Origin of the sequence: Paenibacillus taichungensis, assembly GCF_013359905.1 — a bacterium.
In the GTDB taxonomy this organism is placed as follows: Bacteria; Bacillota; Bacilli; order Paenibacillales; family Paenibacillaceae; genus Paenibacillus; species Paenibacillus taichungensis.
Genome location: NZ_JABMCC010000118.1, coordinates 212,916 through 226,454, shown reverse-complemented (window position 1 = coordinate 226,454; position 13,539 = coordinate 212,916). Strand labels below are relative to the sequence as shown.

Here is a 13,539-nt window from a genome sequence, read left to right as displayed (position 1 = left end):
ACGGCATGGTCGCAATCTATTATGTCGTTGCCGTAAATACGCTTTACTTTTCCATTCTGGCCTTATCATTCCGTAACATTTGGACGATCTTCAGGCGATCGCATTATTCCAAATACAATACGTTGTCAGGCTCGGAGCTGGTACCATCGGTTTCCTTGCTGGTTCCCGCATATAACGAGGAACTGACGATTATTGAAAATGTGAACTGCCTGATGACGCTGAATTATCCAACATATGAAGTCATCGTGGTGAATGATGGTTCGAGCGATACCACCTTAAAGGTGTTGCTGGAAGAATATCGTCTAAAGCCGGTACCCAACACGAAGATTCGGGGCAAGATTTCCTGTCAGAAAATTCGCGGGATCTACCACAATCCGGAATTCCCCGACCTGTATGTCATTGACAAGGAGAATGGTGGTAAGGCCGATTCCCTCAATGCCGGAATTAACCTGTCTCATTATCCGTTGATTTCTTCCATCGATGCTGACTCTTTGCTGGAGAAGGATGCCCTGATTCGTATGGCTCGCATGTATATGGAGAATCCGGAAGAGACGGTTGCTATTGGCGGGGATGTACGGATAGCTAACGGCTGCAAAATCGAGAATGGGGCAGTGCAGGACGTTTCACTGCCTCGCAAGATTTGGCCGATGTTCCAGTCTATCGAGTATCTCAAAGCTTTTCTCGGCGGACGGATCGGCTGGAGTCACATGAATGGTCTGATTATCGTTTCTGGTGCCTTCGGCATGTTCCGCAAGGATGCGGTTATCGCGGTTGGGGGATACCGGGACGGTTATCCGGGTGAAGACATGAACATTATCATCAAGCTTCACCGTTATATGCTGGAGAACAAATTGAAATACCGCGTAGCTTTCTGCCCTGAAGCCGTGTGCTGGACACAGGCACCGGATTCCTACCGGATCTTGTCCAGTCAGCGCAAGCGCTGGGGACGTGGAAATCTGAAGAACATGATCGAGAATCGCGGCATGTTGTTCAACCCGAAATATAAAGTCATGGGCATGCTTACCATGCCGTACAACATCCTTTTTGAAGCGCTGAATCCGTATTTCCGCATTACCGGACTTCTCGCTCTCACGGGATATGTACTGATGGATATGACCCAGTGGCCGATACTTGTGCTCTTTGGATCGCTTAACATTGTGAGTGGTTATCTGCTCAGTGTGGGAGCCCTTGTGCTCGAGGAAATTGCATTCAAGCGGTATAACAAGCTATCGGATCTGGTCAAAATGCTGTTCTACTCCGCTCTAAAATTCGTCGGCTATCATCAGCTCGGCGTGCTGTGGAGATTGCAGGGGCATATCCAGTTCATGCAAAACAACAACTCATGGGGTACCATGACACGCCAGAGCTGGTCCGAGGAAGAAAAAACAAGCGAGGCGGCTTAAGCACAGCGTAATCAAAGTAATACAGCAGAAACAATATAGATAACCGAGGGAGAAGGGTGGAAAAGAACATGCCAAATACGGCGACATTGCAGCGTGAGGCTGCCGTTAATGTGTACCGCAGTGTAGAACAGGGATTGAAAGAAACGGGTGCCGAAACATGCGGCTTAATGTTCATCCATTGTGCAGGGCAGTCTCAGCCGGAGCAGCTGGTCAGGACACATCTGGAACAGACCAGTGAGTCTGAATTTCAGGTTTGGAAGGATGGAGCCACACAGGCGATTGCTGTCCTGCTGCCAGGGTTGACACTGGATGAGGTTCATTATGAAGGGCTTCGCATCAAGCATGAATTGCAGGAGACGGTACCTGGTGCCGATCCACAAATCACGCTGGCAAGTTTCCCGGCAGGTGAACGTCCTTCAAAGGCAACCATCCAACATATGGCTGAGTCGGCCAAGCTGGTAGACCCGTCGGAGATTCATATCTACACGCTGGACAAGACGGCAGACGAGCCGGAACGAATTTTGATTGTGGATAACGATCCGACGGTACGCGAGTTTCTGCAATTGCGTCTGAAGATGCAGGGGTACGAAACCTATGAAGCGGTGGATGGACTGGCTGCACTGGAATTGATTGAGAAAATCACACCTGACCTGGTACTGACCGAATTGAACCTATATGGCATTGATGGTCTGCCGTTCATTCAACATATCCAGAACCTGGATGTGGCTCAGCCGCCCAAAATCGTCGTATTGACGGAACAGCGTGTGGAACAAACGATCAGTCAATGCTTCCGCAGCGGAGTCGATGATTATATGACCAAACCATTCTCACCTGTGGAGCTGGATGCCCGAATCAGGCGTTGTCTGCATTAAACGCAACCACATAGCAAAGCGAAGAGAAACAGCTATCCTTCATTAATCTTTATTAGACAAACAAGTACATCTACAGACAAACATCTATCAAATGGATTCGTCAATCAACCAAACAAATACACTGCCCGGAGGGAATATCATGGAGAATCAACAATTCCACACATTACTGAATGCGATCGAAAATAAAGAAGCGGTGCTCGGCGTGGTCGGGCTCGGTTACGTAGGATTACCACTTGCGGTGGAAATGGTCAATCAGGGTTTCACTGTAATCGGGATTGATCTGGATGCATCCAAAGTGGAGAGCATCTATCAGGGAGATTCCTATATTCACGATATTTCGTCCGATGAATTGAAAAAAGTGATGCAAAGCGGCCGCTTCCAGCCTACAACGGATTACAGCATGCTGCGCGTGATCGACGCGTTGAGCATCTGTGTACCTACACCACTTAGTGAAAATCAGGACCCAGATACGTCTTATATCGAGACAGTGGTGGATCAGATTAAACTGCACATGAAACCAGGCATGCTAATTACACTGGAGAGCACTACTTATCCGGGTACAACGGAAGAACTGATCCAGGATGAGCTGGACAAAATCGGACACGAAGCAGGTAAAGACTACTTCTTGTGCTTCTCGCCTGAACGTGTGGACCCGTCCAACGGACGATTCACTACTTTTAATACACCAAAAGTAATCGGGGGCACAACTGAAGCTTGCCTCAAGCTGGGAACAGCGTTGTACAGTAAATACGTTGAAACGGTTGTACCTGTATCTTCACCAAAAGTGGCAGAAATGTCCAAACTGCTGGAAAATACGTTCCGCAGCGTCAACATTGCCTTTGTTAATGAAATGGCCATGATGTGTGACCGTATGGGCATCGATATCTGGGAAGTTATCGACGCAGCTGCGACGAAGCCGTTTGGATTCATGCCTTTCTATCCGGGCCCTGGCATCGGCGGTCACTGCATCCCGCTTGATCCGATGTACCTGTCCTGGAAGGCTAAAGGATTCCGTTTCTACAGCAAGTTCATTGAGCTGGCGCAATCCACCAATGACAATATGCCATATTATGTACTGAACAAAACATCAACCATTCTGAATGAGTACGCGAAATCGGTACGTAAATCCAACATTCTGTTGCTCGGTATGTCGTACAAGCCAAATATTGCCGATTTGCGTGAATCTCCAGGACTGGAAATCTATGAACAGTTCAAGGAAGGTGGAGCCAATGTCAGCTATTATGATCCACATGCGGAATCGTTCCGGGACAAACATGGCGAGACGGTTTATAGCGAAGCGTTCAATCTGGAGCAGTTCAAGAAGTACGATTGCATCGTGCTGATCACCAACCACAGCGATTTGCCTTACTTTGATATTGCCGAGATGGGTGTGCCAATTCTGGATACACGTAATGCGTTCAAAACGTATTCACATCCGCACATTTACAAGATTGGTCATTCGGTACAGCACCCTGTGCTTGAGCCAAGTGAAGCGTTGCTCGTCTGAGGAATATAACGAACAAGTGGGGCAAACTGACGGTGAAGGCAAAATGGGCCATCTTGGCCCTGCTGTTCTGCCTGCTTCTTCTGCCCTGGCTACTCAAATGGTTTTCACATGAGGAACATAAGGCGACCTGGCTGTGGGACGCTTCCATTATTGCAGAGCAGACGCCTGAGATTATCTCCTTCTCCAAAGCGCAGGGTGTGGATACCATTTTCCTGCAAATTCAGGATGAGGTACCCGATGCGACATACCGCAAATTCATCGCGGCTGCGAGGCAGGCTGAGATCAAAGTGCATGCCCTTAACGGTCATGCAGACTGGGCCTATACGGAGAAGCGGGAAGAGGGACTTGCGTTTATTGAAAAAGTACGGGCATATAATGCAGCTTCGGCCAAAAATGAACGCTTTGAGGGAATTCAGCTGGATGTTGAGCCTTATCAGCTAAAACGCTGGGAGAACGAGCAGAATAGCGTTATTGCGGAGTGGAGCGACAACATGAAGGCATGGACCAAAGCTGGTAAGGATGCCGGACTCTACATGAGCGCCGCGATCCCTTTCTGGCTGGATGCACGCGAGTCGGCAGAAGGCGGAGGTACATTCAGCCGCTGGGTGATTGATCACTTTGATGCGGTAGCCATTATGGCTTATCGGGATAGTGGTCAGCAGATGTATGATCTGTCCAAGGAAGAGCTGGAAGAAGCGGATGAGCTTGGCAAGAAGGTATGGGTTGGAGCCGAGCTGGCCGATACGCATGAGGGTGATCATCTAACCTTTTTCAGCAAATCCATCACTAATATGGACGAAGAAATGAAGAAAGTGTTTGATCTCGGCGCTTCTCATTCCTCCTTTGCAGGTGTCGCAGTGCATCATTATGAGGCATGGTATGCAAAGGAAAACGGAATTCCGCTGGCTCGAAAGAGCGAGGAGAAGAAGTAGCGGGTGTATATATTAGGTATATGCAGTTTAAGAAAGAGCACTGTAATATGTAATGAGGAAAAGGCAAGTCTCCGATCAAGGAGGCTTGCCTTTTTTGCTATTCGTTAGCATGCGGCTGGCGACAAATCAGCTTTTATTGTTCTCGGCGGTTCGATATCTGTTGGGTGGCAGACCCACCTGCTTTTTGAACGCTTTGGAGAAAGAAAACAGATCAGGGTAACCCACCGAATGCGCTACTTCAGTTAACGTTAACGGGGTCTGAACAAGCAGCCGTTTGGCCTGATTCATTTTGAGACGTTGAATATACTGGACAGGAGACAGGCCGTAGGCTTTGCGGAATTGTTTGGCAAAATGGGTCCGATCCACGCCAGCGTGAGAAGATACACCTTCCACGGTAATGCCGCCGGCAAAGTGAATATCCATGTACTCCTTGCCCTTTTGCAGCCAGGGTGTGGCAGAGTCTGGTTGAAGCACTCGGGTAGCAGGGGATTTGGCAATCCGGTCAAACAATCCGAGAAAACGGGTAAGTCGTCCCAGGTCGCTTGCGCCTCCCTGAGGTTTGCGAACCTCTTCCATAAAAGCACGCATGCCACTTGCCGTCTCCGGCGTGAGTACACCTGAACGATGCGGCGCGTCTGGAGTAAGCCCGATTCGTGCCAAAAGTTCAGCTGCATGTTTTCCATCAAAGGCAATGAAAATTTTGTGCAAAGATTCCTTTGGGTCGGACCAATACTCATGGGTAACCTGTGGATACAGGCAGAATGCATCGCGGGCACGCAGGGAATAACGATGTCCGTTCTGTATGAAAGTTCCCTCGCCCTCCAGAACAAAAATTAAATAATGAAAAGGCGTCGTTCGAGGGCCAATATGATAATTGCTCTTGGCTATATTACGACCGATTCGAATCGGCCATGCTCCACCGGCTTTCTCGAATTCAGACGGAGTAAAAAAAATAATATCCAAAAACTCGTGGTGGTCCTCCTTCATGCTCTCGATCATCAGGAACACCTCTTTAATATAAGTATAGTTTGTAATCTCTGAAAGTTTCTCTTATAACCTATTATACAGGTGGGTTTTGTAAATATTCAAGATCGAGAAGACCTATTCCTGTGAATTCACCACAAAATGACAAAATAAAATTACCGCGAAATGACATTGATCACAGACAAATCAATTGTTATGATGTCCATACCTATTAAACCAAGTTAATTAATCGGCATTTGGGAGTGTACGTACTTATAAAATGATTAGAAATTAGGCGTACTTTAAAAATAAGGTTTAACGAGTGCGAACGTAGTGAAGGGGACGAAATCGATTCTGAAGAAGCAACGCGTTCACCTTTATCTCCGGATTTTCCCCTTTGAAAAGGGAATCAAAAAAATCTGGAGATAACAGTGATCGAAAGAACGATTCGTAACCGGAACGGCCAATGTGCACAACACCGATCTTATTTTTAACATGAGACTTTATTTATAGAAGGGATTGACTTGCGTGAGCGAACAGGAAGAGATGAAGTTTGGTTGGTTTTTGCCTACAGCAGGAGACGGAAAATATGTAGGGGTTGCCCCGGAGCGTGAACCGAGCCTGGATTATTTGGTTCAAGTAGCGCAGACAGCGGAGACGGCAGGTTTTGAATTTGTATTGATTCCGACAGGTGGAGCCTGTCTGGATGCGTGGGTTGTGGGTTCGGCTGTCATGAGTCACACGAAAACACTGCGTCCGCTTGTGGCCATTCGCCCAGGTCTGGTCACCCCTGTATTGGCGGCACGAATGGGAGCGGCACTGGATCAACTGTCTGGCGGTCGTGCCATGATCAATGTGGTGACAGGCAGCTCGGTTCGGGATTTGGAGGAACTGGGAGATCCACTGGCTCATGCCCATGATGAACGTTATGAACGGGCGAGCGAGTACATGGAAGTGATGAAGCGTTCATGGACACAATCGGCCGGGCTCAATCTGACCGAGTTTGCTGGAAGTGGTGCTCAGTCGAATCAGGAAGCATCCGAAGACAAATCGGAGTTTAATGGTAAGTATTACAATTTCAAAGGTCCGGTAGGCATGCCTGAAACGGTGCAAAAGCCGTATCCGCCGTTCTACCTGGGTGGAAGTTCACCGATTGCCAAACGGGTCGCTGTTGAACACGCAGATACATTCCTCATGTGGGGCGAGCCGCATGACTGGATTCAGGAGCAGATCGAAGAAATTGAAGTCATTCGCGAACAGATCCAAGAGGAAACCGGACAAGATCGCCAGTTGCGTTACGGCATGCGGGCACAAGTACTCATCCGGGATACGGAAGAAGAAGCATGGGCGGCGGCTTGGGAGATTATTAGCAAAGTCCCACCAGAGGCAATCGAAAAAGCCAAAGCAGCCTTCGCAGAGACGGATGCAACCAACCAACGCAGACAGAATGAGCTGCGGGAGTTGTCCGAGAAACAGCAGTTCGTTGTAGGGCCAAACCTGTGGACAGGGTTATCCGTTGTTCGTTCAGGCGGAGCGATCCTCATTGTCGGTACAGCGGAACAGGTCGCAGAACGATTGATGGAATATGGAGATCTGGGCGTGACCACATTTATATTATCCGGGTACCCGCATTTGGAAGAAGCCGAAATTTTCGGACGCACGGTTATGCCCATCATTCGTGAGAAGTGGAAAACAAGACAGAAGAAGCATTCAGTTACTACCAACTAAGTGAGTTAACCCTTTTTTTACACTTTAACGGAGAGAGCAGAACCGATCTGAAGAAGCGGAGCTAAAAGCTTTCTGAAAGAAAGCTACTTCGTAAGCATCATCTCGCCTGAAAGCTTTCTGGAAGAAAGCTACATCGGAAGCATACGCTATCCCGAGATTTTAACCATTTATAGAGATGATTCAAAGAAATTCGGTGATAACAGCGATCGGAAGATGGTACTGCACTCGGAGTGCCCAGTGTAAAATCATTGTTTAACTTATATAACATCCTTCAGGAGGTCTTTTTTTATGAGAAAAAAACAAAAATATATCCTGCCCCTTGTCAGTATGCTGGTGATGTCCATCCTGCTGTCTGCCTGCGGCGGCGGGGAAAACGCGGCATCAGGAGGGGACGATTCCTCCGGTTCGGGCAAAGTAACAATCAGCTTCATGCACTGGCGTGGAGAGGATGTGGAAGCATTGAACAAGACGATTGATGCGTTTGAAAAGGAAAATCCGAACATCCATGTGGAAATGCAGACTCTTCCTTCAGATCAATATCAATCTACTGTACAATCCAAAATCAGTGATGGTTCAGTTGGAGATGTATTTGCTTCCTTCCCTGGTGCACAGTTCGAAGCCTTCACCAAAGCCGGATTGTTCACCGATCTGACCGGGTCATCGTTTCTGTCGGCCTACAATTCAAAGCTGATTGAAGCAGGCCAGCACGATGGCAAACAATATGCAATTCCCTATCAACTCGTATACAACGATCCAATCTATAATGTGAAGCTGTTCGAAAAATATGGACTGACACCACCGACGGATTGGGAAGGCTTCTTGGCACTCTGCCAGACGCTGAAAGAAAACGGCATTATTCCGATTGCATTTGCTGGAGCGGATATTGGTCCGGGCCAATTCATGAATACGATGGTGATGAACAATGCACCAAGTGACGACATTTTTACCAAAGTGGAAGCCGGAGAGGCCAAACTGACGGATGAGTTTTGGGTGAAAACATTAACCCAGATCAAAGAACTGAACGACAAAGGATACTTCCAGCAGGACGCACTGGGAACGAAAGACCCGGCAGCGGGAGCACTCTTTATCCAGGAGAAAGCAGCCATGCTGGCAAGCGGATCTTATCAGCTGGCTCAGAACAAACAGCAGAACCCGAATCTGGAGCAGAAGCTGCTTGCACCGATTACGGTGAGTGCCGATCAGGCGAAGTATGAAGGCGTTCATACCACGACATTTATGCTTGCGGTGAACAGCAAGTCCAAACACCCCGAAGAAGCGAAGAAGTTCATCGAATTCCTGAGCAATCCGGAAGTGGCTGGCGAATATGCGAACCAGACGGGACAGAATGTAACAGTGAATGATGTGAAGTACGATACACCTGAGCTCCAGGTTGCCGGAGATTGGGCGAGCAAAAAGACCGTGTTCCAGCCACGGTTCACTATCCTGAACGGAGATAATCAGAAAGCAGTAACCAACTCCATTCAGGCTGTACTGAGCGGAACTTCTCCTGAAGAAGCAGCGCAGCAGGCACAGGCGATCATTGATCAGCATATCGGGAAATAAACAATGAAGAACCGTATTCAGCTATCCCTGTTTTTGTTACCCGGGTTGCTGCTGTACGTTGCACTGTTCGTATTTCCTACATTGACGGGGCTGTTCTACTCCTTTACGGATTGGGACGGGGTATCCCCGTCGTATGCATTTGTAGGGCTGGATAATTACAAGGACAGTCTCAGCAGCATCGTATTTCGCAAAGCCTTTGGCAACAACGTTGAGTTCATGTTAACGGTTGTCATTGCGCAAACCTTTATTTCACTTGTTCTGGCGCTGCTCCTGGTACGTAACACCAAGACACGCATCGCACTCCGGGCGCTCTATTTTCTGCCTGCGATTCTGTCCTCTGTATCGGTGGGTCTGATCTGGGCATTTATGTACGATCCTTCGATCGGGCTGATTAACTATGGATTGAACGAGGCAGGTATGGGGAGCATGGCCCACAACTGGATTGGTGATCCGAAGATCGCCATCTACTCGATTGCAGCTGTACAAGTCTGGGCGCATGCCGGGCAGATGATGATCGTGTTTATCGCAGGTCTGCAAGGTATTCCGGCGGAGCTGTATGAAGCAGCACGTATGGATGGCGGCAGCAAATGGCAGGTATTCCGTACCGTGACCTGGCCGCTGCTGGCACCTTCGGCAACGATTGTTGTGGCCTATACGACGATTCAATCGTTCAAGGCGTTTGACCTCATTTTCACCATGACGGACGGAGGCCCTAACTACGCTACTGAAATTTTGACGACATACATCTATCATACTGCCTTTGGCAGCTACTCATTTGGCCTTGCTTCTGCGGGTTCGATGATTTTCCTGGTTCTGCTCGCTTTGCTGACGTTATTGCAGTTCAAGGCGCTGCGTGCCGACCGGGTAAGCTATTAACGATTGGACGGATTGATATGCTTGTGAATAGGTGAGTTGTGAGTATTCTAATTGTTAAACGAATTATTGAACGAGTTCTGGATTTCATTACGTTGAAATGACTTTAGGGCAGAAAACTTGAATGAGAACGATGCCTGAGCAGACCTAAAAGACTTAAAGAAGAAGGGAGGGGGTTCCTATGGTTTTAAAATGGTTCAATCGACTGATCCTATTGGTGTACGCCCTGTTAATTCTTGTGCCGCTGTACTTTGTATTTGTGTCATCGTTCAAAACGAGCAGCAACTTCTTCATCAGTCCATTTAGCTGGCCGGACCCGTTTACGTGGGATAATCTCACTGGCATGTTTCGCAATCAGCCGATGTGGCAGTATTTCGGGAACAGTCTGGTCGTGACGCTGGGCACGGTTGCGATTGAGTTATTGCTCAGCAGCATGATTGCGTATGCCATTGTCCGCTGGGGTGGCAGCGTGGGCAAAATTGTGTTTGCTTTGTTTGTTGCAGGTCTAATCGTTCCTTCCCAAGTGAGCATGCTGCCGATCTATTCTCTGACGCGTACGCTCGGGTGGTCGGACAGTCTGACAGGACTCATTGTAGTATCAGCCGCGATGTTAATGCCGGTCTCCGTATTTATGCTGACGGGCTTCATGCGTATGCTGAATGCGGAAATACTGGAAGCGGGCAGTATGGATGGAGCAAGCGAGTGGAGGCTCTATACACGAATCGCTTTGCCGCTGGCTGCACCTTCTCTGGCAGCTACAGCCACGTTCCTGCTCGTGATGGTCTGGAATGACTTGCTCATTCCGATGCTAATGCTCAGCAGTAAGTCCAAGCTAACGTTACCACTCGCACTCATGCAGTTCCGCGGGGAATACGTGACGAACTATCCGATGATGCTCACCGGTGTGCTAGTAACAGCCATTCCGATGATCGTGCTGTTCATTTTGCTCCAGCGTTATTTTGTAGCAGGCCTGACAGCGGGTTCACTCAAGGGGTAAGGTATGGGGAGAAGATCAACGGATATGCGTATTTTACATTGATTTCTGGATCATTCTGCATAATAATGGTTTAGTGTCAGAATGACTACATAGAGATCAAGGGAGCTATAAGACATGAGCAAACTGGAAGTATTGCGGAATCCCAAGCAGCGCAAGCTGCTGTTCAGTGCCGGCATGAGCTGGCTGTTTGATGCAATGGAAGTCGGCATGATTTCCTTCATCGTGGCTGCACTCGCCAAGGAATGGAGTCTCAGTCCCGGACAAGTCGGGGTGCTTACGAGTATCAACTCCATCGGTATGGCGCTAGGTGCATTGCTTGCGGGGGCACTTGCGGACCGTTTCGGCCGAAAGGCAATTTTGATGTGGACCCTGCTGGTATTTACGATTGCTAGTGGCCTGTCAGCATTGGCGACCGGATTCGCCGTATTGTGTGTACTGCGTCTGATTGCAGGTATTGGCCTTGGCGGGGAGCTGCCCGTTGCATCTACGTTGGTATCGGAGTCGATGCCTACGGCAGAACGTGGACGTGCAGTTGTACTGCTGGAGAGTTTCTGGGCAGGTGGCTGGATTGTATCAGCACTCATTGCCAACTTTGTTATCCCGGAATATGGCTGGAGAATTGCTTTTGCCATTGGTGCCGTTCCAGCGTTCTATGCGCTGTATCTGCGCCGTGCCATTCAGGACCCGCCTCGTTACAAGAACAATACCAAGATTAAGAAAATCACGTTCCGCGAAAAGGTTGCGACCGTATGGTCAGCACCGCATCGCCGCACAACGTTGATGCTCTGGATCTTGTGGTTTACCGTCATTTTCTCTTATTATGGTATGTTCCTCTGGTTGCCGTCGGTTGTTATGGCAAAAGGCTTTACGCTGGTCAAAAGCTTCCAGTACGTGCTGATTATGACGATCGCACAGTTGCCAGGTTACTTCACAGCGGCGTACTTCATTGAGCGGTTTGGCCGCAAATTTGTACTTGTCGTTTATCTTACATTGACAGCAGTAAGTGCGATTGCTTTTGGACTGGCAACAACGGAAGCGACGATTCTGACCGCAGGTATCTGTCTTTCCTTTTTCAATCTGGGAGCTTGGGGCGGTCTATACGCGTATAGTCCGGAATTGTACCCCACTTCCGTTCGTTCAACAGGTGTGGGTCTTGCCACATCGGTAGGCCGGATTGGGGGCGTGCTTGCTCCATTAATGGTTGGTATGCTGGTTCAGCGTGAGGTTGCAATCAGCCTGATTTTCACGATTTTCTTCGTGACCATCCTCATTGGTGCAGCAGCTGTGCTGTTCCTGGGCCGGGAAACCAAGGGTCTGGAACTGGCCGAATAAATGTCAATAAATACAACGCAACTTTTGTGCGGGTCTGCCTGCCTACGCCTATAACGGGCTGGATAAGCGGCAGAAGGTTGATACAAGAAGAGGCATGACCATGGCGTGACCATGGGCTCATGCCTCTTTTTGCTGTGTGTGGAGTGGATTTTCGCCTGCGCCATCGGTCCGATAGACGTTACTTTTTCTATATCCTATAATGACACTCGGGATGTAGGGCCGTGAGGATTCAGGGGGAAAAAGTGGGATCTGGATTCAGAAAAGTGGAGGTTAATCTAATCATGAAGAACAGTAATGAAATGGATCAGACGTGTGAAATGATTGAAAAGAATATGATGAATGAGAAGAATAAAATGAATGAAAAGCAAATGATGAGTGGACAGAATAGCGTGTGTGAACGGATACGTGTGATTGAGAATGTCGGGATGAATGTGATGTACAGCTATAATGGCAACGATAGGATGAGTGAGATAAACGGGAGATATGATGTGATTGATCTTACTCCTATTAGAGAGATGAAAGAAATGAACCAGATGAAGATGACGAGCTATATCTACAGCCTTGATGAAGAGTTTAGATTAGATAGCGGGGATGAGAGGCTTGATCTACATGATTTGCACACAAGCACTGACCACATGGAACCTATTAACGTCAGCCGTAAAGTCACCCATCGCAGGGGAAGAAAGGCTGGCAAAAGAGCAGGACGAGTTAGTGTGCTTCTTGGTGCCTTCGCGATGGTTCTTGGACTTACGATGGCAGCTCCGTCTGCCGGGGCGCAGAAGCTGGAACAAGGCGTTCGCGGTGAACATGTTCTTCAATTGCAGGAGCAACTAAGCGAACTGGGGTATTTTAAAGCTGGATTGACCGGATATTACGGTTCTATTACCAAAGGGGCTGTCCGTAAGTTTCAGCAGGCTCAAGGGTTGAGTGCGGATGGAATTGCAGGTCCGGCAACGCTGAACAGACTGAACAAGAAGGCTGCAGCCCAAGGTAATACGCTGCGCCAGCTCGCGAAGCTGATCCATGGGGAAGCACGCGGAGAATCCTTTGAAGGACAGGTTGCTGTTGGCGCGGTTGTCTTGAACCGAGTGCATTCAAATGCATTCCCGTCATCAATTCCGAAAGTAATTTTCCAAAAAGGGCAGTTCACGGCCATAGACGATGGACAGTTTAATACCAAGCCAACCCAGACTTCCTATCAGGCAGCTCGTAAAGCCTTGAATGGAACCGACCCGACACACGGAGCGCTCTATTATTATAATCCGAAAATTGCCACTTCGTTGTGGAGTAAGAGCAGACCAACGTTGCTGACGATTGGGCAGCATGATTTTACAAGGTGAGTTTAAGTAGAGATAAATAATGTATTATT

11 protein-coding genes are annotated in these 13,539 nt (G+C 48.5%); 10 read left to right on the top strand and 1 reads right to left on the bottom strand.

Annotation, left to right across the window (positions count from 1 at the left end; all coding sequences use genetic code 11):
• The first annotated feature begins 5 nt into the window (after positions 1-5).
• The 4 genes from HP548_RS24220 (at position 6) to HP548_RS24205 (ending at position 4,714) form a co-directional block, all read left to right on the top strand.
• Positions 6-1,403: a glycosyltransferase family 2 protein gene (locus HP548_RS24220; protein ID WP_175383103.1), complete on the top strand. Its 1,398-nt coding sequence runs from the start codon at positions 6-8 to the stop codon at positions 1,401-1,403.
• A 68-nt stretch (positions 1,404-1,471) separates the two neighbouring features.
• Positions 1,472-2,275 (top strand): response regulator, encoded by an 804-nt coding sequence (locus HP548_RS24215; RefSeq protein ID WP_175383102.1) that lies wholly within the window; start codon positions 1,472-1,474, stop codon positions 2,273-2,275.
• A gap of 139 nt (positions 2,276-2,414) precedes the next feature.
• Positions 2,415-3,782: a nucleotide sugar dehydrogenase gene (locus tag HP548_RS24210; protein WP_099858236.1), complete on the top strand. Its 1,368-nt coding sequence runs from the start codon at positions 2,415-2,417 to the stop codon at positions 3,780-3,782.
• 32 nt (positions 3,783-3,814) lie between these two features.
• On the top strand, positions 3,815-4,714 hold the full coding sequence (locus tag HP548_RS24205; RefSeq protein WP_310853677.1) for a hypothetical protein: 900 nt from the start codon (positions 3,815-3,817) through the stop codon (positions 4,712-4,714).
• A gap of 126 nt (positions 4,715-4,840) precedes the next feature.
• Here HP548_RS24205 and HP548_RS24200 read toward each other — a convergent pair whose 3' ends face one another.
• Positions 4,841-5,713 (bottom strand): helix-turn-helix transcriptional regulator, encoded by an 873-nt coding sequence (locus HP548_RS24200; RefSeq protein WP_063565624.1) that lies wholly within the window; start codon positions 5,711-5,713, stop codon positions 4,841-4,843.
• Between the two features lie 510 nt (positions 5,714-6,223).
• On the opposite strand from HP548_RS24200, the gene HP548_RS24195 reads away from it, so the two are divergent.
• The 6 genes from HP548_RS24195 to HP548_RS33475 all read left to right on the top strand — a co-directional run bounded on the left by HP548_RS24195 (position 6,224) and on the right by HP548_RS33475 (position 13,510).
• A complete protein-coding gene (locus HP548_RS24195) occupies positions 6,224-7,405 on the top strand; it encodes an LLM class flavin-dependent oxidoreductase (RefSeq protein WP_175383412.1) in 1,182 nt (393 codons plus the stop codon).
• Between the two features lie 288 nt (positions 7,406-7,693).
• Positions 7,694-8,968 carry an ABC transporter substrate-binding protein gene (locus HP548_RS24190; RefSeq protein WP_175383101.1) on the top strand — a complete coding sequence of 425 codons (1,275 nt, stop codon included), beginning with the start codon at positions 7,694-7,696 and terminating at the stop codon, positions 8,966-8,968.
• A 3-nt stretch (positions 8,969-8,971) separates the two neighbouring features.
• Positions 8,972-9,844 carry a carbohydrate ABC transporter permease gene (locus HP548_RS24185; protein WP_175383100.1) on the top strand — a complete coding sequence of 291 codons (873 nt, stop codon included), beginning with the start codon at positions 8,972-8,974 and terminating at the stop codon, positions 9,842-9,844.
• A gap of 178 nt (positions 9,845-10,022) precedes the next feature.
• A complete protein-coding gene (locus HP548_RS24180) occupies positions 10,023-10,838 on the top strand; it encodes a carbohydrate ABC transporter permease (RefSeq protein WP_063565626.1) in 816 nt (271 codons plus the stop codon).
• A 114-nt stretch (positions 10,839-10,952) separates the two neighbouring features.
• Complete coding sequence (locus HP548_RS24175; RefSeq protein ID WP_076288250.1) at positions 10,953-12,170, top strand: MFS transporter; 1,218 nt, start codon at positions 10,953-10,955, stop codon at positions 12,168-12,170.
• Between the two features lie 281 nt (positions 12,171-12,451).
• Positions 12,452-13,510 carry a cell wall hydrolase gene (locus HP548_RS33475; RefSeq protein WP_246318201.1) on the top strand — a complete coding sequence of 353 codons (1,059 nt, stop codon included), beginning with the start codon at positions 12,452-12,454 and terminating at the stop codon, positions 13,508-13,510.
• Positions 13,511-13,539: the final 29 nt, after the last annotated feature.